24 protein-coding genes are annotated in these 24,781 nt (G+C 33.8%); 2 read left to right on the forward strand and 22 right to left on the reverse strand.

Annotated elements, in window-relative coordinates; translation table 11 throughout:
* Positions 1-36: 36 nt before the first annotated feature.
* The 15 genes from MWH25_RS08660 to MWH25_RS08730 form a co-directional block, all read right to left on the reverse strand.
* A complete protein-coding gene (locus MWH25_RS08660) occupies positions 37-195 on the reverse strand; it encodes a hypothetical protein (protein WP_248627255.1) in 159 nt (52 codons plus the stop codon).
* Positions 196-320: 125 nt separating this feature from the next.
* The gene (locus tag MWH25_RS08665) at positions 321-1,685 is read right to left on the reverse strand and encodes a restriction endonuclease subunit S (RefSeq protein WP_248627256.1); all 1,365 of its coding nucleotides are present in this window, start codon (positions 1,683-1,685) and stop codon (positions 321-323) included.
* 72 nt (positions 1,686-1,757) lie between these two features.
* The gene (locus tag MWH25_RS08670) at positions 1,758-3,584 is read right to left on the reverse strand and encodes an HsdM family class I SAM-dependent methyltransferase (RefSeq protein WP_248627257.1); all 1,827 of its coding nucleotides are present in this window, start codon (positions 3,582-3,584) and stop codon (positions 1,758-1,760) included.
* A 30-nt stretch (positions 3,585-3,614) separates the two neighbouring features.
* Positions 3,615-5,438, reverse strand: a complete 1,824-nt coding sequence (locus MWH25_RS08675; protein ID WP_248627258.1) for a DUF262 domain-containing protein — start codon at positions 5,436-5,438, stop codon at positions 3,615-3,617.
* A gap of 56 nt (positions 5,439-5,494) precedes the next feature.
* A complete protein-coding gene (locus MWH25_RS08680; RefSeq protein ID WP_248627259.1) occupies positions 5,495-6,013 on the reverse strand; it encodes a hypothetical protein in 519 nt (172 codons plus the stop codon).
* Between the two features lie 12 nt (positions 6,014-6,025).
* Entirely contained in the window at positions 6,026-6,388 is a 363-nt protein-coding gene (locus MWH25_RS08685; RefSeq protein WP_248627260.1) for a hypothetical protein, read from the reverse strand.
* Positions 6,389-6,554: 166 nt separating this feature from the next.
* The gene (locus MWH25_RS08690; RefSeq protein ID WP_248627261.1) at positions 6,555-6,746 is read right to left on the reverse strand and encodes a hypothetical protein; all 192 of its coding nucleotides are present in this window, start codon (positions 6,744-6,746) and stop codon (positions 6,555-6,557) included.
* A 39-nt stretch (positions 6,747-6,785) separates the two neighbouring features.
* Positions 6,786-7,925, reverse strand: a complete 1,140-nt coding sequence (locus tag MWH25_RS08695; RefSeq protein ID WP_248627262.1) for an ATP-binding protein — start codon at positions 7,923-7,925, stop codon at positions 6,786-6,788.
* The gene (locus tag MWH25_RS08700; RefSeq protein ID WP_248627263.1) at positions 7,883-8,491 is read right to left on the reverse strand and encodes a hypothetical protein; all 609 of its coding nucleotides are present in this window, start codon (positions 8,489-8,491) and stop codon (positions 7,883-7,885) included. Before MWH25_RS08700 ends, MWH25_RS08695 begins: the two co-directional genes overlap by 43 nt.
* Positions 8,492-8,493: 2 nt before the next feature.
* Positions 8,494-9,687: a hypothetical protein gene (locus MWH25_RS08705; protein ID WP_248627264.1), complete on the reverse strand. Its 1,194-nt coding sequence runs from the start codon at positions 9,685-9,687 to the stop codon at positions 8,494-8,496.
* 3 nt (positions 9,688-9,690) lie between these two features.
* Positions 9,691-11,190, reverse strand: a complete 1,500-nt coding sequence (locus MWH25_RS08710) for an AAA family ATPase (RefSeq protein ID WP_248627265.1) — start codon at positions 11,188-11,190, stop codon at positions 9,691-9,693.
* Positions 11,177-12,556, reverse strand: a complete 1,380-nt coding sequence (locus MWH25_RS08715; protein ID WP_248627266.1) for a metallophosphoesterase family protein — start codon at positions 12,554-12,556, stop codon at positions 11,177-11,179. Before MWH25_RS08715 ends, MWH25_RS08710 begins: the two co-directional genes overlap by 14 nt.
* Before the next feature lie 36 nt (positions 12,557-12,592).
* Positions 12,593-13,111, reverse strand: coding sequence for a hypothetical protein (locus MWH25_RS08720; protein WP_248627267.1), 519 nt, complete (start codon positions 13,109-13,111; stop codon positions 12,593-12,595).
* Positions 13,112-13,275: 164 nt separating this feature from the next.
* The gene (locus tag MWH25_RS08725; protein ID WP_248627268.1) at positions 13,276-14,535 is read right to left on the reverse strand and encodes a restriction endonuclease subunit S; all 1,260 of its coding nucleotides are present in this window, start codon (positions 14,533-14,535) and stop codon (positions 13,276-13,278) included.
* A 1-nt stretch (position 14,536) separates the two neighbouring features.
* Complete coding sequence (locus tag MWH25_RS08730) at positions 14,537-15,496, reverse strand: N-6 DNA methylase (RefSeq protein ID WP_248627269.1); 960 nt, start codon at positions 15,494-15,496, stop codon at positions 14,537-14,539.
* Positions 15,497-16,201: 705 nt separating this feature from the next.
* Between MWH25_RS08730 and ylbJ the strand changes: the two genes are divergently transcribed.
* Positions 16,202-17,446 carry a sporulation integral membrane protein YlbJ gene (gene ylbJ / locus MWH25_RS08735; protein ID WP_248627270.1) on the forward strand — a complete coding sequence of 415 codons (1,245 nt, stop codon included), beginning with the start codon at positions 16,202-16,204 and terminating at the stop codon, positions 17,444-17,446.
* A 39-nt stretch (positions 17,447-17,485) separates the two neighbouring features.
* On the opposite strand, the gene coaD is transcribed toward ylbJ, so the two are convergent.
* The 6 genes from coaD to MWH25_RS12940 all read right to left on the reverse strand — a co-directional run bounded on the left by coaD (position 17,486) and on the right by MWH25_RS12940 (position 23,747).
* Positions 17,486-17,983: a pantetheine-phosphate adenylyltransferase gene (gene coaD / locus MWH25_RS08740; RefSeq protein WP_248627271.1), complete on the reverse strand. Its 498-nt coding sequence runs from the start codon at positions 17,981-17,983 to the stop codon at positions 17,486-17,488.
* Between the two features lie 2 nt (positions 17,984-17,985).
* Complete coding sequence (gene rsmD, locus MWH25_RS08745; protein WP_248627272.1) at positions 17,986-18,534, reverse strand: 16S rRNA (guanine(966)-N(2))-methyltransferase RsmD; 549 nt, start codon at positions 18,532-18,534, stop codon at positions 17,986-17,988.
* A 183-nt stretch (positions 18,535-18,717) separates the two neighbouring features.
* Positions 18,718-21,228 carry an ATP-dependent DNA helicase RecG gene (gene recG / locus MWH25_RS08750; protein ID WP_248627273.1) on the reverse strand — a complete coding sequence of 837 codons (2,511 nt, stop codon included), beginning with the start codon at positions 21,226-21,228 and terminating at the stop codon, positions 18,718-18,720.
* 346 nt (positions 21,229-21,574) lie between these two features.
* Positions 21,575-23,233, reverse strand: a complete 1,659-nt coding sequence (locus MWH25_RS08755; RefSeq protein WP_248627274.1) for a DAK2 domain-containing protein — start codon at positions 23,231-23,233, stop codon at positions 21,575-21,577.
* A complete protein-coding gene (locus MWH25_RS08760; protein WP_248627275.1) occupies positions 23,223-23,591 on the reverse strand; it encodes an Asp23/Gls24 family envelope stress response protein in 369 nt (122 codons plus the stop codon). The genes MWH25_RS08755 and MWH25_RS08760 overlap by 11 nt, the downstream gene beginning before the upstream one ends.
* 27 nt (positions 23,592-23,618) lie before the next feature.
* Positions 23,619-23,747, reverse strand: a complete 129-nt coding sequence (locus MWH25_RS12940; protein ID WP_282706932.1) for a hypothetical protein — start codon at positions 23,745-23,747, stop codon at positions 23,619-23,621.
* 235 nt (positions 23,748-23,982) lie between these two features.
* Between MWH25_RS12940 and rpmB the strand changes: the two genes are divergently transcribed.
* Positions 23,983-24,213 carry a 50S ribosomal protein L28 gene (gene rpmB, locus MWH25_RS08765; protein WP_248627276.1) on the forward strand — a complete coding sequence of 77 codons (231 nt, stop codon included), beginning with the start codon at positions 23,983-23,985 and terminating at the stop codon, positions 24,211-24,213.
* 96 nt (positions 24,214-24,309) lie between these two features.
* Here rpmB and MWH25_RS08770 read toward each other — a convergent pair whose 3' ends face one another.
* Complete coding sequence (locus tag MWH25_RS08770; RefSeq protein ID WP_248627277.1) at positions 24,310-24,495, reverse strand: hypothetical protein; 186 nt, start codon at positions 24,493-24,495, stop codon at positions 24,310-24,312.
* Between the last annotated feature and the right edge of the window lie 286 nt (positions 24,496-24,781).

Here is a 24,781-nt window from a genome sequence, read left to right on the forward strand (position 1 = left end):
TATATCGGTTTTTTTGTATCTTTTTTTACTGTTAATTTATGTTATTTTTATTAAATCACAAAAGTCGTTGTTGAACCTATTTTTTTCTGCACTACCAACAGGATCATTAATTGTCCTTTCTAAATTATCTAATTTTTCTTCTGCTTCTTCAAAACCTTCGATTATTTTATTTCCCAGCCAGTCTCCAAATCCCATAATCTATCTCCCTCCAAATTTTACTGTCAGCTAAGGAGTGCGAATGAATTTAGAGTAATTTCATTTGCTAATTCCATAACTGACAATATATTTTTTACTAACTGCCAACTGTAAACTGTCAACCGTCAACTAATATCTAAATTTCCTTCTATTAAATCTTCTACATCTTGTTTGGCTTCTTCAATAAGTCTTTTAGACTTAAACTCCATCTTTATTGAATTAATAATCATATTTCCTAATTCACCTTGAATTTCTTTAGGTAATAAAGGAATTTGAAATTTATATAACTGTTTATTAAATAAATATTTTTGTCTTATCCCATAACAATGTCTTTTAGTTTGAATTTGTCCAAGTTTTGAATTTAAAACTAAAGTTAAATAACCAGGATTACATAATTCATTACATCTAAATGCGGTCACATGGGATCCATGTAATAAGGGTAATGCTTCTTCAACTACTATAGTTGTTTCTCCCAAAGGTGGACCAGCTGTTGTAAATATAACATCATTTTTTATTAATTGGGCTCCTTCTCTTTCCTCGTAAACTTCTTTAGAAACACTAATTTTGTTTTCTTCTACTTCAAGTTTATATGGATCAATATCTGAAACAATTAAAGAAGGTATTCCTTCATTAACTCGTTTCTTCTTTGCTGGTGAATTGCTTTTCTGAGGCTTTCCTGCTAAAATTTCATCTAAATTTTTAATTTTAAATTCTAAATTATCAAGATAATCATAAAACTTTAAATACTTTGGCTTATAATAATTAGCCTCTAAATAAGGCTCAAGTCTATTAACAGAAACATTATAACTTTTTTGAGGCTCAAAAGTATACTGATCAAATTCAACTATTTGATAAAATTCTTCTTCAGCTTTTTCCCTCAATTCTTCAGCTTCTTCTCTTAATTTTTCAGCCTTTCTAACTTTATCACCAATATATTTTTGGATTTCAGGTGAAGGAGTAGGGATTAAAATAGTTTCTATGTCTTGAGGATATAAATGGGCTTGTCCTGAACTTCCTTTTTCATTTCTTAATAATTCTAAATATCCATAAGTAGTTCTTAAAAAACTTACTAAATAGTACATATCCATTTCTTCACTGGCTTTTTCTAAAATTGTATTTTCACTTACAGTCAAATATTTTCCTTCCTGAGTTAATATATCAGCTTTTCCAGTAGATCCAGTACCAATAGAAGAAATTAAAATTGTATCTTTTTCTAAACTTCTTTCAGAATATTTAGCAAAAAATTCTTCCGACACTTCTGGAATTTCATGATATTTTATACCTTTAGAAGTAAGATTATTTCCTTTAATAATAAAATAACCAGTATCATCTGAATAATCACTAGATTTTGGAGTTCTACCTCTATCTACATCGCATGTTTCTTTAAGTAACTTAGTTGAAACTTCTTTTATTTTTTCCTCAACTTTAAAATATTGATAATGATAATAAGAAGAATCTAACCTGTCTACAACCAACTCTTTTTTTATCATAACTATACTTGGATTCTTACTAATAATCTGATATTTTTCATCTAATTCACTCATTAATTTTCACCTCCTAATTTATCTTTTATATCCTTCTACAATATCTAATAAATCATTATGATCATCTCCAAGTTCTATCTCAACATTCCTTTTTACTTCAAATCCGACCTTATCTGCTACTGCCATAAAAACTGGCCCCTGTTTTTCTCCTTGATGTTCTTTCTTCTTCAAATATAAAAAGGAAGTCTTAGTTCCTGTTCCTGACAATTTAAATGTCTCAGTAGGTAAAGAAACTACAGCTTTAATTATTGCTTTACCACCTTCAAACTCTCCTGTTTCTTCATTTTTAGTACCCATTAAATATTCTCTGACATATTGCTCTCCTGAATTAGAAAGAACTCCATCTGGTAAGACAATCCCTAATAATCCACCTGGCTTCAACAACTGCAAACAGCGATCAATAAATAAAATTTGAGGTTCAACAGAACTATTTAATCTCCATCCATTACTATAATTCTTACTCCCTAAAGCTAATTTATCGCTCTGCATTTGACATGATTTATCTACAATATCAGTAGAGAACTTTTCTAAAATCTTTTTATCTTCCTTATTCTTTTTTTTGTAAGCTCCCTCTTTGCCAAATGGTGGGTTAGTTAAGATCAAATCAAAGGTTTCTGGCTCTAATTTATCTGTAGTCAACGAATTTCGCACCTTAAAGAACTGAGCTCGCGGTGAACCGTGAAGTGCCATATTAATTCTTGCCTTTAAAATCATCCCTGGCGAGTTATCTGCTCCAACAAAGCTATTTTCTTTCAGTTTCTGTAAATGTTCTTCTTTCTCTTCATCACTCCAGCCACCGAGTTGAGAAATATATTTTTCAATCTTATTTAATGCTCCTACTAAGAAACCTCCTGATCCACAAGTAGGATCACCAACCTTTAACTCTGGCTTTCCATCGGCATCTTTAGCAATTATCTTACCTGTCTCTTTTAAATCATTGAAGGTCATATCTACCATAGCTTCAGTAACCTGCCGCGGGGTTAGATAAATCCCCATACCACCTTTATTCTCAAACTTACCTCTAAGTAAGACATCAAAGACTCGACCCAAGACATCACCTGATACATCTGTTAGTGTACCTTCTTTTACTTCACCATTATCATCTCTAAATTGACCAAGATTCTGCAAAGTGTCAAATACCTCTTCATAAATAGTCGGGTTTTTTAATCTAATATAACTTTCTTCTTCAAAAATTGAATATTCCCCTGCTGCTAAATAGTCTGGATGACCTTTAACTTCTTTAAATGCTTCTCGAATATCTTCTATTGCTTTTTCAGGATTTTCTTTTACATAATTATGATTAACAACTTCATTTATTAACTGCCCACTCTTCAATTCATAATTAGGATGATTTAATCTAAAAACTTCCATAAAAATCAACTTACAAAATTCATCGATTGCTTCATTCGTGTTATCTACATGATCTCTTTTAGAAAAGATAGTTTTATGTAGTTCATCAAAATCTTCTTGCAGTTGCTGATAGATTTGATTAGACCATTTTTCTCTAGCATCCAATTCTCTCTCTTCTACTGTCTCTAACTCTGATACATCTGGCAGTTTAGTAACTGATTTTTCTTCTGCCATATCGATATAGAAGTTACTTTCTCCGTTGGTCGCCCACGCAAAGGTAGGGAATTTAGGCTGTACTATTCCTTCGGTAATTGTAACTTCTTTAATAGTCTGGCTCCACTCATGATCTTCTGGATAAACCCGACAATAAATAGATTTTTGACTTCCATCTGAATATAATAATTCTGCTATTTCTCCTTCGATCTCTTCTTTAATTTTTTCATTAAATCCTTTATCTAATAATCTCTGTTGTACTTCTGATAATAGTTCTTCCATTCTAAAACCTCCTAATTTTAGTCTAGTTTATTATTCCCAGATAATCTTAGCAATTTCAAAAAGTAATTTCTGTCGCTCAATTACTGCTTTTTGGTCATAAACTTCTATTGGTCTAAAGTTCAAATCATATTTTTCAATGAAATCATTGAAATCTGGATTACAATGATAAAAGTCTTCAGTAAGAGTTTGAGCCCATAATGTAGCATGAGAGTAAGTCTTTAATTTATCTTTATAGGTTTCATTGCTTGAAGATTTATTATCTCTACCCTTAAGTATTAATAATGCACCTAGTCTATTCCGTTCACTATAAAATAAATCTTCTTCATTACTAAAAACTTCTCTATTCTCATCATTATCAGCCAAAATATGCTCTACATGATAGCCATTTACGTGACCTCTATTTTTAACTAAATTATAATAACTATCAGTTTGCAAGTGGCATTCTTCTGCAATTAGGTGATCAACTCTACTGAAAAAATATCTAATAAAGGTTGGCCCTAGACTCTTCCCTGCTTCTCTAAATAAATTCCATTGTAATGGCTTGTCTATATTTATACCTTTTGTTTCATTAATCTCCTTTAGTAACTGCTGATTAAAAATTCCTTTTATATCATCTATGTCTTTATCTCTGATTTTACTATTTAAATCTATAATTGATTCAGTAAATTGATTACTATCATAACACCCCATTAACTTAAGCAATGAATAATGACGATCAAACAGCTTAGAAACTAGCTCTATTTTTTCATCTCTATCTGAATCATCCTTTTTTATAGCGGACATAATCAATAAATATTGCCTTTCTTGACCATTTAAATAATTAAAATATAAATGTTTGCCTTCTTTTTTCTCGCTTTTTGCTAACAACTCTAGGTATAATTTAGCATAATAATCAAAGTCTTCTTTAATAAAGTGTTTAACTTGAATTGGATTTCTTCTTAATTTTAATTTCTTATCCCACTTGCTAGAAAAAACAGTCCGATGATATTCTCCATCAAACTCTTTATATTCAGCTTTACTCTCAACATATTTAGCTCTAAAATAAAACCTAAAGAATCTATCTACTTCTTTTTCATCAATAATTTGTAGTTTGCTAATGTTTTCAGTCCAAATATCATAATAATCTTCTACTTCTTCTCTTTTTAGTTGACCTAATAACTCACCTTTAAAAACTTCATAAGGTTTTAAACTCTCACCTCTATCATTTATTACTTCAAATACCATTGGAACATCTTTAGCATCTTCAATACTGATTTCAACTAAATTAATCTTTTTTAAGAAATAAAATAGAAAAACATCAAACTTGTGTGCAGTATTTAATTCTTTTTCTAAATATTTCTTGATATACTCATAATTTTGATAAATATTCTTTAAGCTAATATCATCTCCAATAGAATCAATAGTCTGTTCTCCATTGCTCAACAAGTCATCTAAAACTTCATCCCTTCCATTATCCCCCATCCAAAAAGCTTTTCCTTCAATCATTGGCCCGTAAATTTTATTTTTAATTAAATCAACCTTTTCTTCTTTTTCAAAGTTATTAGCTAAGTGATATAATTTAATCAATATTAAGTTTAAAGTAGTAAATCTTTGCTGACCATCCACTATATAAGTTTTGGCATTATATGTATTAACAACATATGTGTGTAAATAATACCAATCAAACTTGTCAATTATATCTAAGCTAGCATCTACTTCAGGATCATAATTATTATTAAATTTATAAAAAATATCATTAAGTAAACTTTCTACATGCTTCTTTTTCCATTTATAATCTCGCTGATAAAAATCAATCTTATACTCTTTATTAGCAAATATATCATCAATTGTTTTATTGCTTGGATTTATCCCCATTTATATCCTCCTAACTGTTGTTAATTTAATAAGGTAGCTTCACCTTTAATAAATAATTATTCTAAACTTCCTTCAGTCCGTACTTCATCCTGCCACTTGGAATACCAACGCCTATAATCAGGTGTACAAACACTGACATCCATTAAGTACTCTTCTAACACCTTAAAATTAAACCTTTTGCTATCAAAAGTAGTAATTACAATCTTAAAATCATAATCAAGTTTGCGACATTCTTGATATAACCTTTTACGATCTCCCTCACTAATATCATCATACAGAGCTATGTGCTCCGATTCAAAATCATTAAAATATTGACGGGCCAATTCAATTAAATTTTCATCCTCTAAGACATAAAGCCCAATCATCAATAAAGCATCTTCTAGCATATTCTCCAAAGTTGGAATCCAAGTAACCTTATCTCGTTTCCCTCTACCCCCTCCAGGAAAGATGTTCTGAGGAACTAGAATCCAAGCTGGGCGACTATTCTCTGATAAAAATAAATAATGACTAGGATTAATTCCACCATGATTAGGATGAGAATTACCTACTAAAACTTGAGCGGTCATTGTTCCCACTATAATCAACTCCTATTGCTTTTTAGTTACTACCATCGAATTAGGACATTCTAAATCATCTGTTCCTTCAACCAAACTGATAATATCGTCCTTACTAAAGACCAACCCATAAGGCAATTCACCTACAAATTTATCTAACCTTATTCCTTGCTTAGAATCCAACTTATCACGAATAAGGTTTAATAATCGTTCTTCTTGAGATACTTCACCTATCATCCACTTATCTTTTTCTTTCTTCACTTTCTTATCTAAGGTAAGATATAATTCTAGTTGTTCCCTATTCCAATCTGAATCATTATCTTTAAGCTGTTCATGTAATTGATCAGTAGTTTTAGGCGAATTAAGATAATTAGACAAGTTATCAAGCTTTTCCATAACAACCTCCTAATTTCATAAAAAATTTAATTTTACCAAATATTATCTTATGCTAATTTATCTTTTCTATACTTCTCTTAAAATCCCTGCAGCTTACTACCAACAAAGTCATATTAACTATTTTATTAAACTTTTGATTAATCTCTAACTTCTTAACCTTTTCCCATTAGCCATAAATAAAATCCTCTATATCAGCATAACCCTCGTAACCATAAGCTAATTCAGCATCACTAGGAACTACTAATACACCACATTCGTGACATTCTCTCTTTACTGGAAGATTACCTATCTCTTCCTCCGTGAAATAAGCAACCCAACCGTAACCACATTCTTTACATTCAATACTATATGCTAGCATAACAATCCCCCTCGGATAATATAAAATCTAGTCACTTCTTTATAGTAGCTCTTCTCGATCCTCTACCCCTTCGTCATCATCAGCAGAGATTACCCCTGTAGTCTTCCTTCTATTCTGTAATTCCCATTTCTCTTTCCACAACTTTGTAGCTTCTAAACTATCAGCCTGATGTTTAGTATACCGCTCTCTGATTTTGACCAAGAAAGGTGTATTGACACTATCACCAGCAACAATTGCTTGACCAGGGGTCAGACCTGGTAATTCATTTAACAGATCCTCTCCTACATCCTCTACACTCTTCTTGACTGCATCCTGATCCAGTGGATTCTGTAACTGCATAATAATCTGGGTTCTACATTGGGATAAGACATCATCATCGATCTTGCTAGGACGTTGACTAATGATCCCTATTCCAATCCCAAACTTCCGCCCTTCACTTAGAATAGTCCTTAAAATCCCTGCACAACGGGAACTACCACCTGCTGGAGCAAAGCGATGACCCTCTTCCAATAGAATAAAAACGGGAAAGTCAAGCTCATTAGCCCTCCCCTTCTCACAATCAATCCGTGCCTTATTAATCTTTCGCAATAATACAGCCATCATCATCTGCTGATCCCTCAAGCTCATTGTATCCAACTGTAAGATACTACACTGCCCAGGCTGTAATAACTCTGGTAATGACAAGTTTTTGCTATTATCAAATAGATCACGATTTAAAGCCTTATTCAATCTCCAATCTAGAGCTCGAGCACTGCTCTCCATCTCTTTTTCTTCTCCAATCTGATGGCACATATTCTTCAATTGATTTAGTGAAATATAATCATCATCATTATTCTGTAGCCGATTCCATGCTTCAGCTAACACTTGTTCTTGAGCATTAGATGGATCATCCAAGATAGTAAATAGATCTGATAGGCTCAATTCAGAGATTTTAACCTTAATATCTTTCGGTCGCTTAATCTCTATCTCAGGACTATAACCATCCTCTCCTTGAAATCTTTTATCTTCCTTCATCTGCTCTAATGAGCCATACTCCCCATGGGGATCAGCAATCAAGACCGCTGCCCTTGAATCAGGCTGCATCATCTCTTCTAATAATACAGAAGCGGTATAAGACTTACCACTACCAGTAGAAGCTAGCACTGATAAATGAGTCGAAGTAAACTTATCAATCGGCAATTCAACCTTGACACTACCTGGAGGACGATGGAGCAGTTCACCAACTCAAAACGGGATAGATGAACCTCCTGCTCATTGATCTGTAGTTGGCCCGTACTATAATTCTCGACCAATAAATCATCAGGGGTCAAAATTATCGTTTCTACATCTTCCTGATAATTACCATCTGCAGTATGATGATTGACCAACCAAACTACCTGTACCAAAGCTACAACCTGCTCAAACTCTGTAATCGGATTTATCTGTGAGCCATCAGCAGCAATAATCGGACAGTCCTCCAATTGCTCTCTAGACCAGTTATTGACTGCTTCATGTGAGCTCCAATTATCACTAACAGCAAATGGAATCACCAGTTTATGATTCTGTTCATATTCGATAGTAGGCACTGCTCCTGGATAATTCTGTTCACTGAGCTTATCCTTTAGCTCGTGATAACCAAACTCTTCTTTCAAACCTGTAATGGCTGCTTGAAACTCTTCAATAACCTCTTGCTTAATAATACTCTCAGTCAATTGGCCCTTCTTAGCTTCCAACTCTTCTATCACTTGATCTAAATAGAGAGGCATAATTAATCTACCACCTTAGTGCAACCATCTTCTTTGATCAACTCAATTACATACTCAGTCATACTCTCAAAAGTATCATCATGGCTAATTACAGTCAACTGCTCAAGCCCTTCTCCAGTCAATTGCTGTAACTGACGGACTAAATTATCCTTCTTATCCTGATCTAGATTAGCAGTCGGCTCATCCAAAAAGACAAAATCTACATTACTAAGCAGCTTCAAAATAGCCAATCTAACTGCCAAAGCAGCACTCATCTTCTCACCACCACTTAATTTTTCAAACTCCTTCTGCTTGCCATTCTCCCGCACAATAATATCATAATCCTTCTGCCACTCCAATTTTTCAACTCCAGTGTCACGAATCTGGCGATAAATCTTATCTGCTTCAGCTGAAATTTCAGCCACTAAGATTTCACTCATCAATGGTCGGGCATTCTTCATACTCTCCCGCATAAAGTTGCCAAATTCAAGGTCAGCTTCTACTTCTACCAGTTCATCCTTTTTCTTTGCCAACTTTTCAGCTTTCTCTTCTAACTCTACAACTTCTTCTTTTAGTTTTATCAACTGCTCTTCCTTCTCTTCAATCTTCGTTTTAGCTGCTATAACTTTTTGATCCAACTTCTTTACCTCAGCTTCCACTGAATCAAATTTATCTTGCGAAAATTCCTTCTTACTTTCATTCAACTCACTCTTCAATATCTCCTTTTCTTCTTCTAGCCCCTGAATTTGACCCTTGATTTCTTCAACCTTTTGCTCCTTCTCTTTTGCTTTGTCAGCCAGATCCTGTTTGCGTATATATTTTTGATACGGCTCTTTGAGTTCAGCCAATCTATTATCTAGCTTAGAAATTTCATTATCTAGCTCCTTATACTGCTCTAATCTCTGTTGCACTTCTTCTCTTTCTTTTTCCTTGATTTTTAGATCATCATTTATTTTTTCTAACTTAGAGCTAGCCTCTTTGTTATTTTCATAGTTAGCTTTAGCCCGTTGATACTTCTGCCTTGGATCATCTAAACCTTCCAGCTTCTCTTGCAATTCTTTCCCTTCTTTAACCTCCTCTTTTAAATCTACTACTTCTGATTCTATTACTTCAACTTTATCCGCCTCCACTTTAATTTCTTCTTCAATTTTAGCCAACTGCTCTTCTAAATCAGGCAACCTCTTCAATTCATCTGTAGCTTCCTTTGCCTTTTTCATCTCCTACTTAAGTTTCTGCAGTCTTTCTTTAACTTCTTGTTGCTTCTTCTTAATATCTTTTTCTTCTGCTTCTTTTTCGGAAATCACTTTTTCTCTATCTGTTTGATCTAAACCTTGACTACAAGTAGGACATTCAGCTCCATCAGTCTCCTCTAGCCTCTTAATTGCCTTTTTAAGATCTTCCAATTTAGCCTGACAGCTTCCCTGTTGGCTTAATAAATCCTCTTGCTCTTCCTCTAATTTCTCTAACCTATCTGCTATCGGTTCTAACTTTTTGATCTTCTCTATTTGGCTCTTTTGTTCTGCTAGTTTCTGATTATTTTTCTCTAACTTCATCTTAACTTCCTTAAGACTATCCTGCTTTATTCTTAATTTCTCTTCAACCTGTCGTAATTGAGTAACCTTTTTTTCTAATTTTTCGTATTCTTTCTTCTGAGGTTTTAGCTCTGTTAACTCCTGTTTAGCTTTCCGGGCCAACTCAACCTTTTCTTCATAGTTTTCCTGCTTACTTTTTAATTCAGTTATCTGCTTTTCTAACTCATTACTCTCTTCTTGAATAGCTTCCTTTTCATCTTTCTTGTCTCTCAAATTCTCTAGCTTTTCTTCTAGCTGTCGATACTCCTTATATCCAGCTTTACACTCCTTAATTATCTTCTCAGCATCTCTAGCTTCTGTCAAGCTCTCTTCAGCATCTTCTAAATTATCCTCTTTCCCTTCAATCTTTTCTTCCAGTTTTTCAATCTCTTGCTCCAGTTTAGTTATTGTTTCCTTTATACTTGATAACTCATCCTTTTCACTGTTTTTCTCCTTCAACTTAACCTCAATTTCTTCTTTATTCTTCTTTAAATCATTAATTATCCCCTTTAACTCCTTCTTTTCTTGCTTCTTATCATCTAAGCCAGCAGTCTGCCCCTTCAGATTCTCAATCTCCCGCTTTAATTCAGTAATCTCATCCTCAAAAAGATCATTAGCATTCTTTAAATTGGCCCAGACATCATCATACTCATCGACTTCCAATAATGGATTAAAGATATCCTTTCTCTTAGAGGGAGTCTCAGCAAAATCATCAGTAAATTTATTCTGTGGTACACCAATACTCGACTTCCAGACAGTATCCAATTCAGCTTCTTCAGGAATCCCTAAATGATCCTTCAACCAGCTTTCAACCTCAATCTTCTTGGTTAAATCCAATTCCTTACTATCAGAACTTCTGATTATTTTATACCTTGATCGGCCTGCCTTTCGCTCTACTGTATACTCCTTATCATCCTTACTAGAAATAAAACTGACCCGCACCTCACCAAAACTCTCTTCATTTCTTACAAATTGCCCTTGAGCTAGATCTAAATGATCAAATAAAGCAAAGCCAATTGCTTCCTGGATTGTAGACTTACCTACTCCATTCTTTCCTATAATTGCATTAACCCCTGTAACTAAATCAATACTATTCAAACCACCATCATAACTTTTGACATTTGATAATTCAACATTAGTAATTCTCATCTTTTACTCCCTCCTTCTGTTTAGGAAAAAGTTGACGCCGACGTTCACTAATCATCTCTGCTACTGCTTTTGAACTCTCATCTGCCAATACACTTCGTTTTACTGCTGACAAGGCTTCAACTACATCTTCTTTTTTAGGACTATAACGTTTATCTTGCCCTACTAATTTATAAAAGATTGCCTTTTCTACTCGATTACGATCCAGTTGACCTTGCTGATTACGAATAGAATCTTCACCATCAGCAAGTTCTTGAATAATACTTGCTGTCTCCTTAGATTCTGTAGTATCATTGATCCGTACTGTCAAAGCCCCCATCTTATCCATCACAATCTCTTTCAATCTATCTATATCCAATCTACTACGACTAAATTGTAATAATCCTTCTAAACGCAGAGCAATAATCGGTTTGCGTAAATCACCATTACTTTTACTAAAATGCTTCACCTTCTGCTTTCTTCTTAAATTAGATATCTCTTCCTCTACTCTCAGAGTAAATTCTCTTTCCAGTTCTTGTGGAGTATTAGATTGATCAACTGCAAAATCAAATCTAAAGACCGGTCGTCGCTTAGATTTCTGAAACTCTGCACTAAATCCATCACTAGTTTTATTTACTAAATAATACCCTAAATCCCATTGACCTTCCCGAGTATTATGGCTCTCTAAGGAACCAGGATTAAAGATCCAATTATCATGATCATATTTTTTATGTACATGCCCTAATCCTAAATAATCAACTATCTCTTCAAGAGGTTCTAGATCATTAACTGCAACTCCACCATTCATCCCTGGAATATGCCCTTCAATCCCAAAATGACCTAATAAAATAGTCAACTCTGCTTCTCCTTGCTTTCGATTAACCTCCTTTATCCCTTCAGCCACTTGTGATAAAGAACCTTTAATTCGTTGGCCCAAATATTGCAAACCAAAAATTCGAACTCCTTCAAACTCTACATATCCAGAAGCTTCTCCAGGCTCATCAAAATCATGTTCACTAAAGATTGGCCCGTCTCCAGTCAAGTTAGCTTCCAATAGGATAAATTTACCTCTTGCATGTAAATACTCCAGCCAATGCAGGTCATCCTTATACAATTTTGCATCATGATTTCCTTGCACTCCTATAATTGGTATTTCTGCCTGATTAAACTGTACCAAACACCTCTCAACATCACTTAATGTTTTAGGCTTTACATTCCGATTATGAAATAAATCACCACCCAAAACTGCAAAGTCAATCCCGCTATTTACTGCATCATAAATTGTCCTTCTCAATGTCATATACATATCATCACGTCGCTTTTTTAATCCATACTGTCTATGACCAATATGAGCATCAGAAAAATGAATCAATTTCAAATTATTAGACATTTTGCTTCCTCCTTTAATTTTATTTTAAAAGCTCACTTATCTCGTAAGCCTCCTTACAGCTTCAATATTTCCATTATTATCTAAGACCACCGAATGATCTGAAGTATCAGGTGAGACCAAATCTGTCCTACAAGAGAGTACATTCTTGACATATCCACTGACTACATAAAGCACTCCCGGCTGAGGTGGAGGTAAATTCTCTACCTTCCTAGTAAGCTCAGTGGCTATAGGGACTCCCGCAACCTCGACAATCCCCTCTTTTCTATTTCTGATCCTAGCTGACCTCTTAGCCGGCTTTAAATCCAAAACAATATTCTCTTCTTCATCCATCACCTTAATCCGATGTGACGTATAATTTACAAACTTTACTGCAGCTGACTGGCGTAGATTGAGCTTGGTAGTCTCCATAACTACATTTGAATTTATTTCCTTTATTGTCTCTTTAAATACTCTCTTCTTTCCCAAGTTCACCTCTAAATCAGGATTCTTGACAGCAGACTGACCATTACTCTCAACTACTCCAAACACCTCAGTCAGTACATCCTCTGCTAACATATTACCCCTCCAAACTTAATATTTAATTACTTATTCTTTCAATAAACTTCCTTCTTCTTGTAACTAGTGATAATCATCCTTAATTCGCTATTCAATAACACTTTACTTATTGATAGTTCAAGACCTAAAAAGTCAAATCTTGAACTATCTTAATTCTCGATTCTTTAAATAATTCTAGTTACTTTATCTACTATATCTTTTTGCACTTCCATCTCTGGAACAATCACTTTAACCTTCTTCAAATTACTCAGCGTAATATACTTCATAGTTGTTGAATTGATATAAGTAGCTAATAGGTATTGACCAAGATTGCTATTTAAGTAAATTGCTAAATAATTAGGATCAATTACCTTCGTATCTACTTTCAGTCTAACTAAATGATCATGAAAGCTTAAACCTTCTTCTTTCTCTGTCACAACAGCAGCAGGGCCAACATTTCCTTTTCTTCTCATCAGTATATCTCCAGCTTTTAGCTCTAAATCATTATTTACTTCTAGCTCTTCTTCATCAAAAGGTTCATTAATTAATAAGTTATCTAAATTGTTTGCCTTAACTAGTTTTACTACCTCTTTCTCACCACTCTTTTTTCGATAAGGATTAATCCCTCCATCTATAGAGTCAACAATCTCTTCAAGTTTATATATTTTTAACTTCTCCGAGTCTGTAACCAAATCTTCAACTTCTCTCATCAAAAAAGGCTTTAAAGACCAATTCTTCTTATTCGTAAAATCCTTATAATCAACCTTACTTACTAATCTACCGGTCAATCTATTCTTTTCAACTCCAAACAGGTCATTAAATTGATTATCTATTCTTTCTTTAAATAATATTGCCATCTCTTTACGAGTCAATTTATTAAACTGTTTCTTTACTAAGTTAGCTTTTTCATTACGCTCCTCCTTGCTTAACCAAGGAATCTTAACTTCTTCTAACTCACTTATTCGTAATCTTGTAATTACGCTTCCTCTTGATTTAGCTTTAATCTGTTGAACAACATACTCTCTACTTAATGCCCAAAATAAATAATAATGATCAGTTTGAGGCACTACTACAGCAAAATAATCTGAAACAAGCATACTTTCTTCCTTAACTAAAGCAGGCATAAATTTATTGGTCTGTAATAGTGGAATCAAAATATCACCTTCAAAGGCCAAAAGTCTGGCCCTTTTAGGTAATTCACCTACTTTTACTATTCTAGGATCAATTATTTTTCCTGTTTTCTTATCAACTGATCTAGCTTCTACTAACTGAATTTCACTATCATCTTCATAATCATCTAAATCAAGCAATCTAGACTTTTCATTTATATCTGCTACTTCTTTTAACAATTTAGTAGGATAATCAGGTTCATCAGGAATGAATAAATACCTACTTGGAGTCCAATCTCCTTCTAAAATTGAATAGCCAACTATCTTAACTGGCATATTACACCTCCTCATTAACAAAATCTTCCCACTCATTTAAAAACTTATCTTTCTCCTCTACAAAATCATCTGAATCAATATCTACTTCAGCAAAACTACCCATTAATAAATTATTTGCTTCATTATCTTCATTCGTTTCCTTCTTTCTCAATATAACTATAGCTCCTTGAACACCAGAATAAGGTGCAAAAGTGTTCTTAGGAGTTTCTATTATAGCTAAGACTTGGGCTTGTTCTAAGATAGTCTCTCGCACTTTTCTATTTCTTCCTGAAAAGAGGAATCCTAATGTTAGAACCGAAATGACAACCCCCCCTTCTTTAGCAAGCTCTAAACTCTTTAAAAGTGTAGCTCCATTATGATCAAGTCGTGATATTACTTTTTTATCAACCTTCTCTAAATAAATATCATCTGCTTTAACCTTTTTACCTCCAAGAGGCGGAATTGAAGCAACCAAATCATATTCATTTGCTTCTTTAGTCGTTAGTGAATTAGCATTATTAACTTCTATATCTAGATTGCACAGCTCAAAGATTTTTCTTTGAATATTAAACTGGGAAGAATTCAACTCTTGTGAAACTACATCTCCACCAAACTCATTGTATAAAGCTTCTGCTAAGGCACCAGTCCCAGAAAACAAATTCAAAATTTTAGGCTCCTCTTCTCCAACCAAAACTTTTAAGTTATCTATTATAAGCTCCCTTAACCTTTGATTAAAGATGAAAAAACCTGACTTCCTATCCTCAAGTTCTCTTTCTGCTTCCCTCAATAAATCTAGTTTTTCATTTGGACTGAGTAGTGCTAATTCTTTGAGTTCATTATAAAGGGGATGATCACTTCCTATAGCATTTTTCTGTTTCTGCTCTAATAATGCATCTAATAATCTATTATATGATTCAGCTTTTTCCTCCCCCTTGGCCCTACTCTTATGAAAATAATCTGAAATAACATCCTTACCTTTCATATAACTCCTCCTCGATTATTATTTTAACCCAATATTCAATCGGATTATTTTTAGTTTTTAGATAACTAGCTAAAAAAACATCAGTCACCAATCTACAAATCATCCCTGATTATAGGTTGAATATGAATAGAAATTAGATTATTCTTAGTTTTATGAATGTAGCTAAAAAAATAATTCAATACTTCATTAGTATGTAATATATCATCGAATATTATTACTAAATTCGCTAAGATTATTTTTAGTTCTTACTAAAAGTATATAATGATTATTTATATTTGTCAAGAAATCAGCTAGATTATTTTTAGTTTTTGCTTTGAGTGTCGCACAAACCCATTAATATCAGATTATTAATAATCTTACTCGCCTAAGTATATAACTACTTTTATAATCATAGTAATCTATTTTTTATTAATTTTAGCTGGCAAACTAATTACATAATTATAAATGACTAAAACATTATATCCTTGATCAATTAATCTTTTCACAATATTTCTCCCTATAAAGCCGTCTCCTTCTGAAATTAATATAGATTCTTCCCAACATTATTTACTCTCCTTCATAATTATAGTTACCTAAATTGCAATAATAAATTGAACTAATTTCATCCAAAAGACTTTACCCAGCTTCAATCAAACTATTTAAGTAATATTATTAACAACGATAAAATATTATTAGGTAAGTACTTATTACAAGGGAGGGAATCTTTTGGAAACGAAGCTCAATAAAAAAATCATAAATCTTAAAGCCTTAATTGCAATCTTTATCACTATCGCATTGATCATTTACTCCGAGCAAGCATTTGAAGCAGCAGTTAATGGCTTACATACTTGGTGGGAGATCGTCTTCCCTGCCCTATTACCTTTTTTCATTATTGCTGAGATCTTGATGGGTTTAGGTGTAGTTCACTTTATGGGTGCCTTACTAGAACCACTAATGAGACCAATTTTTAAGGTTCCAGGAATTGGAGCTTTTGCAGTAGCTATGGGCCTAGCCTCCGGCTATCCGATCGGGGCCAAAATCACTGGGCGGTTAAGGCGAGAAAAGTTATGTACTCAAGTGGAAGGGGAGCGTCTAGTCTCTTTTGCTAACACTGCCGATCCGCTCTTTATGGTAGGTGCAGTAGCTATAGGCATGTTTGGTCAACCAAAATTAGGAGTAATTTTAGCAGTGGCCCATTATATATCTTGTTTAGTGGTTGGTTTTATCTTGCGCTTTTATAACCCTAAAACCAACAACCAAGATGTAATCCACAATCAAACAACTGAAAAGAATATATTAAAAAAGGCTTTCAAAGAACTATATAAAGCACGAAAAAATGACAATCGCCCCTTTGGTCAATTACTCGGAGACTCAATTAAAGAATCTGTCAATACTTTATTATTGATCGGTGGATTTATAATCCTTTTTTCTGTTTTAACTGAAATATTAACTGCTATTGGTATTACTAGTCTACTTAGCAGTTTAATCGGCTTTTTTCTTAAACCGTTCGGCTTTGAAGAATCCTTAATCTTGCCCATCATTAGTGGGTTGTTTGAAATTACAAATGGTTCACATCTTGCTAGCCAAACTACTGCTCCTTTAGAACAACAGATAATAATTGCTAGCGGAATCATTGCCTGGAGTGGTTTATCAGTTCATGCTCAAGTAGCCGCCATGGTCGAAGGAACTGATATCCGACTAAAACCCTATCTTTTTTCTAGAGTTTTACATGGTATCTTCGCCAGTCTAACTACTTTCCTGCTGCTAAAAAGATTAAATATAAATTTTGAAACTTTAGTTACAAATATTACTATCGCTCATAAGGAAATAACCTTAACTATTGGTTATTGGGAGCGATTTTCTCAAATGTCCTTTTTCCTAATCTTATTTCTTAGTAGCTTAATCTTAGTCTCCTTAATCATCCACATCATCAAAAGGATAACAATAATCTCTTTTCATCATTTTAATTAAAAAAGACCTCCATCATGGAGGTCAATTCATCTATAAATCTTAAATAAGCAGATCTCTTTCTCTTAACCTATCAAACAATCTATCAATTATAAATTCAGGAATTAAATCTCTAACACAACCTTCAAAGCTGGCCACTTCCTTAACTATACTCGAACTTAAATAAGCATATTCAGTACTGGTCATCATAAATATTGTTTCTATATCTGAAGCTAATTTTTTATTCATCGAAGCCATTTGAAATTCCGATTCAAAATCAGAAACAGCCCGTAATCCTCTGACAATCACCTTTGCCTCTTTTTGTTTTAAATAAGTAGTCAATAACCCAGTAAAACAATCTACTTCTACTGAATCATACTCCTTAACTGCTTGTTTAAGCATCTTTACCCTTTCCTCCATCTCAAAGAGAGGCTTTTTAGTATGGTTATTAAAGACTGCTACAATAACCTTATCAAATATATTATTAGAACGTTCAATAATATCTAAATGTCCATTAGTTACTGGATCAAAACTACCTGGATAAACTGCTATCTTAGCCATATCTACTTATCCTCCTTTCGAACAAAACTGAGTGCTGCTGTACCATATTCTTTTCTTTTAAATAAATTATATTCTGCTGATAACTCAAACTCAACTTCTGCATCATGCTCAATAATTATAAATCCTGTTGGATGTAATAATTTATAATCGCTTATTTTATCTAATGTTTTATCATATAAATTTTGCTCTTGATAAGGCGGATCCATAAAAATTAAATCAAAATTTGGTTTCAAGCGACCTACAGCCTTTATTACATCCCCTCTAATTACTTGGCTTCGACCTTGATAGCCAACCATTGCTAAGTTTTCCTCAATAACCTCTGCATTTTGTCTATCTTGTTCAACATAAACAACCTCATCTGCCCCTCGGCTCATTGCTTCAATTCCAACCCCACCAAAACCGGCATACAAATCCAAAAACCTTGTTCCAATTATCTCAGGACCCAAAATATTAAATAACGCTTCCCTCGTTCTATCACTAGTTGGTCTTACATCTCTTCTGTCTAATGATTTTAAATTTCTACCTTTATCTTGTCCAGCAATAATTCTCATTTTATCACTCCATGGTTTAGTTTACAGTTGACAATTAAAACCCTTTAAACTTTCAAAAACCAAAACTAATTCAAATCATAACGAAAAATTTTCCTTATATTAAATTAAAAAAGTAATATAATACTGTATAATTCTTTAACTTTTAAGTTTTTATACTTCTTACTAATTACTAGTCACTAATATCTAACTGATATCTATTAAATCAAAATCATAATCAAAGACCTCGGTTAAGACTTGTTTAAGCAACTGATGCTTCTTTTTAACTAAGTTTCGATCTCGCTCAACCAAAGCAAAGGCATCCTCTCTAGCCAACTCCAACAACTTATGATCTTGTAAGATATCAGCAACTTTCAAATCAGGCATCCCATGTTGACGAGTTCCAAAAAATTCCCCTGGTCCACGTAACTGCAAATCTTCTTCAGCAATCACAAAACCATCATTTGATTTGGTCATAATCTTCATTCTTTCTTGGCCCTCTTCAGTTGAAGGATTAGCTATTAAGATACAATAAGACTGATACTTACCTCTACCTACTCTACCACGTAGCTGATGCAGCTGGGCCAACCCAAAACGCTGCGCATCTTCAATCACCATTATCGAAGCATTAGGCACATTAACTCCAACCTCAATTACAGTTGTAGCTACCAAAATATCTACTTTTCCTAATCTAAACTCTTCCATCATCTCTTCTTTAACCTTCGATTTTAACTGCCCATGCAACAACCCAATCTCTAAATTTGGAAAGACCTCCCCTTCCAAATAAGCAGCCAATTCAGTAGCAGACTTTATATCCAGTTTTTCAGACTCTTCCACTAGCGGACAGACAATATAAGCCTGGCGCCCTTGTTCAATCTCCTGTCTAATAAAAGAATAGATTCGCTGCCTTGCCTTAGCAGTTCGCCATTCAGTTATAACCGGCTTACGACCTGGTGGTAGCTCATCAATTACTGACAGATCCAAATCCCCATAGACCGTCAAAGCCAAAGTACGAGGAATCGGTGTTGCTGTCATCACTAAAATATCAGGATTAGTACCTTTTTCCTGTAACAACGCCCGTTGTTTAACCCCAAAACGATGTTGCTCATCAATAATAGCCAGTCCTAATTGAGAAAAGTTAACCCCCTCTTGAATCAAAGCATGGGTTCCAATGATAATATCAATCTCTCCTTCTTCAACTCGGGCCAACAACTTTTCTTTTTCTTTATTAGTCAAACTACCTACCAACAGACCAAGCTCTATTCCTAAAGGTTTCAATTCTTCCTTTAAACCTAAATAATGCTGCTCAGCTAAAATCTCTGTCGGGGCCATTAATCCGCCCTGGAATCCAGATTGAACAGTCTTCAATAAAGCCAAAGTAGCTATCACAGTCTTTCCTGCCCCTACATCTCCCTGTAGCAAACGGTTCATCTGCTCCTTTGCTTCCATATCCGTCTCTATTTCAATCCATGCCCTCTGTTGAGCTGCAGTCAACTCAAAAGTCAATAGATCTAAAAACTGTTCAATCAACTTCTTGTCCGCAAGGTGCTGAATGCCTAATTTATCAGCTTTAGCCTCTTTTTTTCGCAAAGCTAAACCCAACTGCAAGACAAATAATTCTTCATAAGCAAGGCGCTTTCGAGCCTGTTTCAACTTCTCTTTAGAATCAGGAAAATGGATTAACTGCAATGCTTCCTTAATTCCTACAAAATCATATTTATTTAAAATCTCTTTGGGAAGAAATTCAGGAAGATCAGCTAAGTACTTATCTAAGCAATTATTAATAATCATTCTTAATCTCTTCTGACTTACCCCTTTAGTAGCAGGATAAACCGGTAAAATCTTCCCTGTATGTAAGGACTCTGTTGAATCTAATTCTTCATAATGAGGATTATTAATTTCAAATTGACCATAATTATACTTTACCTCTCCACTGAATAAATAATAATCTCCCTTGCTAAACACTTTTTTAATATACTTTTGATTAAACCAGACCCCATATAAAATACCAGTCCCATCACTGATCCCAACCTTAATAATCGTCAATCCGCGTCTAGGTTGGATCCGATTAATCTTAACAACCTTGCCTTGGACAGTAACCTTCATCCCCCTAGTTAATCGATTTATCTGCTGGCAGTTACTCCAATCATTATAGTCACGAGGAAAATAATATAATAAGTCCTTGATACTATCAATTTCTAACTTCTTTAATCTTTTGACCCAGTACTCTCCAACACCCTTAATGTACTGAATAGTCTGCTGCCAAAAATCAGGTAGATCAGTTTCCATATTTTTAACTTTAGAATTATTATTCACTTTTAAATCCTGCTTTTGCTCCCCCTGCTTCTGCTTGACTAAATTATTATAAACTAAATTAGCATTTTGAGGTCTAATCTTAACCAATTTATTCTTCTTTAATTCAAATGCTTTAGCCCCTCTTATCTGTTCAGACAATTGATTGACTAACTTGATTGATTCCTTTAACTTTTGTTGGCGATCATCAATCGTTACCTTATTATAATCCTTAAATAAAAAATTTAAAGATTGAGCAATCTCTTTTAGCTGAGTACTGTCAGTCTGACTCATTAATTTATTAGTCCACTCTAATATATAAGAATCAAAACCGCCAAAAACTGAGGTATTTAAGCCTCTCAATTTCATTTCAATCGGTATTGGTTTAATCATCTTTTCAAGTATATCTTCTAATTTATTATCCATCAAGCCCACCCCACAAAGATCAGCATACTAACCTTCCCTACATATTATACCAATCATCATTAACAATTATCAAATTATTTCAGCCTTATTTCAAAAAAACAATTCCAAAAGGTGTCGGACCAACATGAGCAGCTATCACTGGGCCAAACTGCATCATCCCAACTTCTGCCCACTCAAATTGCTCAAGCAAGTTCTCTTATAACTGCTCTGCTTTATCTTTATACTTTCCATCAATCTTTCATATGTTTTAACAAACTTATCAAATATTATATTTCTCTAATACTTCAGTAGTCAAATCTGCTGTACTATCAGTAACTACTGCTATCTTTTTCACCATTAATCACTCCTACTCTATAGAAAGAATATAATAATAAATCGGCTGCTTGCCATCATAAACCTCAACATCAAATTCACTATATTCTTCTTTTAAGCTTGCCATTAATCCTTCCTGCTCCTCCATAGTCACATCTTGGCCCGCATAAACAGTAATTAACGAATCACCCTCGGCGATCATTTCGGCTAATAAATTAAGTACCGCTTGATTAGAGCTTGAAGTAACCACCTCAATTTCACCTTCAGCTAAACCTAAGATATCACCTTCACCGATCTCAACATCTTTAATTTTAGTATCCCTAGTAGCATAAGTTACCTCACCAGTCTTAACAAATTGTAACTCCTCTTTCATTTCTGCACTTACCTCTTCTAACTTACCCTCTGGGTTAAAAGCAACCATTGCACTTATTCCCTGCGGAATAGTAGCTGTCGGCACTACTTCAACCTCTTTATCTGTCAATTCCTTAACCTGTTTAGCAGTTGAAATAACATTCTTGTTATTAGGTAAGATAATAACCTGCTCAGCTGATAATTTTTCAACCCCTTTCAATAAATCTTGGGTGCTAGGATTCGTAGTTTGACCACCTTTTAATACATACTCGCTTCCAAGACTTATAAAAATTTCCTTTAAACCATCACCAGCAGCTACAGCTAAAACTGCTAAATCATCTTCTACTTCTTCAACCCCTTGCTTTACTGAAACGCCTTCAGTCTTATTGTTTTCAATTTCTTGCCTTTCCTGATGCTGCTCAGCCATATTATCTATCTTTATCTTGATTAATTGCCCATACTTCAATCCTGCTTCTAAAACTTCTCCTGGATGTTCAGTATGAATATGAACTCTTAAGATCCTATCTGCTTCTACAACCAATAATGAATCTCCATAATCAGCTATTAACTCTCTAAAAGCATCAACTGCAATCGCAGCATCTTTAATAACAAATTCAGTACAGTATCCAAACTCTATTTCTCTTTCAGTAATTACACTCTCTTGCTGCTCATCCCCACAATCTTGCTGTTGATAGTCAACCTTCTCTTCAGCAACGATTCCATACAATAATCCCGTTAAAAAGATTTGATATCCTTTTCCCCCAGCATCTACTACACCAGCTTCTTTTAAAGCATCCAACAATTCTGGGGTTCTTTTGACGCTTGCTTCAGCTTCTGCAATTACCTCTTTTAAAAACTTAACCATATTCGGTTCTTCAATTAACTGTTCTGATTTAATACCTACATCTCGAGCTACTGTCAAGATTGTTCCTTCAACAGGTTTCATTACAGCCTGACACGCTTTATCAGCTGCTTGCTCTAAGGCATCAGCTAAAATCTGGCCAGTTAATACTCTAGCATCACCAATCCCATCAGCAAAACCCTTTAATAATTGAGATAAAATCACTCCCGAATTCCCTCTAGCTCCCATTAAAGCTCCTCTAGCCAGCTGATCTGCTAGCTCACCTACTGTCTCAGCTTCACTCTTTTCTATCTCTGCTATTGCATCTGATAAAGTCAAATACATATTTGTCCCAGTATCACCATCGGGAACTGGAAATACATTCAAATTATTAAGTTCTTCTTCCGCCTCCTTTAAATAGTTACCAGCTATTATCAACATCTGTTTAAAACCTTCTGCATCTAATTGCTCAATATCTTTTTCTAAATGTTTAGGTAACATTATCAACTCTCACTCCTTGCACATTAATATTAACCTCCAACACATTGACTCCTGTCTTATTTTTTAAAGTATATTTAACTCTCTCAATTATATTATTAGCTACCTCTGATATCTTAACTCCATACTCTACAATAATAAAAAGCTCAATCTTAACTCCTTCATCAATAATTTTTATATTAACACCTTGACTAAGGTTTTCAGTGCCTAACAATTTACTTAAGCCATCTTGAATTCCTTGCTTTGACATACCAACTAATCCATAACATTCCATTGCAGCTAATACAGCTATAGTTGAAATAACATCTTTGGAAATATTGACTATCCCTAATTCATTTGATAATTTTTGGTTAGTAGACATTGCTCCCCTCCTTTCCTTGATCTACATTTAATTATTATCTTCTAACTTCTTTAAATCGGCTAATAAATTTTCTAAATTAATCTGATTAACTTCTGCTACTATTTCTAAACTATCTGAATTAGCTCCTACACATCTAGCACAATCCAAATTATACATTTCTAAAATTTCATTTGCTGCCGAATATTACTATACCAGTCCTAAAGGAGTTTGTTTAGTATCTTCATTTTCTTCCTCCTACTTTAATTGTTATTCAAGAGTTCTCAATAAAAACCTTCTTAATCTAACAAAATACCATATTATACTTGCTTGTTACCTGCTATTTATGTTAAAATATTTAAGTGGTTATATTAGTGTTTATTATAAATTGATATAGATTAAGGAGGTGCAAATAATGGCAAGATTCTGTGAAGTATGTGGTAAAGGTTCTAATAAAAGTAATGCAGTTACTCGTAGAGGTAAAGCTAAAAAAGAAGGTGGAGTAGGTCGTAATGTAACAGGTCGTTCTGGAAGAACCCAAAAACCTAACTTACAAAAGGTTAAAGCTATCATTGATGGTTCTCCAAAGAGAATTAAGGTCTGTACTTCTTGCTTAAAAGCAGGAAAAGTAGAACGAGCATATTAATAAAATAAAAAAAGAAGGGCCAAGTTGGCCCTTCTTTTTTTATTTTATTGTTTAAGTTAGGTTTTGCTCTTACTTATCCTTAATCTTAAACTCAAACTATGACCGCAAGTCATTTGCTTTCTCTATTTTAGTCAAACAAGATAACGGAGCTATTGTTATTAAAGGTAACTCTATTGCTTCTAAAGTCGCTCTTTGCTCAATAACATAGGTTACTTTATAGGTCAAATCCTCCAATTGATTCTTAATCCGCACTAGATCACCAATTTCAATCATAAATTCCATTAATACCAGCCTTATAATATATAGATAAACAACATTAAACTGAAACTTAATTGATATAAAGTGGCACTTTGCCACTTTATATCAATTAAGTTTCAGTTTACAGTTGATATGGTTTCTATGGTTTTCACGAAAGGTCTTGACAAAGACCTGTAGGGACGGTTAACAGTTAAAACCATTAAAATCTTAAATCAAAATCACTCTAAACCTAAGAACATAAGGCATTTCAGAGATCTTAATTTTTTAAGGTTTTGATCTTAACTGTAAACTGTTCACTGTACACTGTCAA

The sequence above is a fragment of the Natroniella acetigena genome (genome assembly GCF_023227745.1).
Taxonomy (GTDB): Bacteria; Bacillota; Halanaerobiia; order Halobacteroidales; family Halobacteroidaceae; genus Natroniella; species Natroniella acetigena.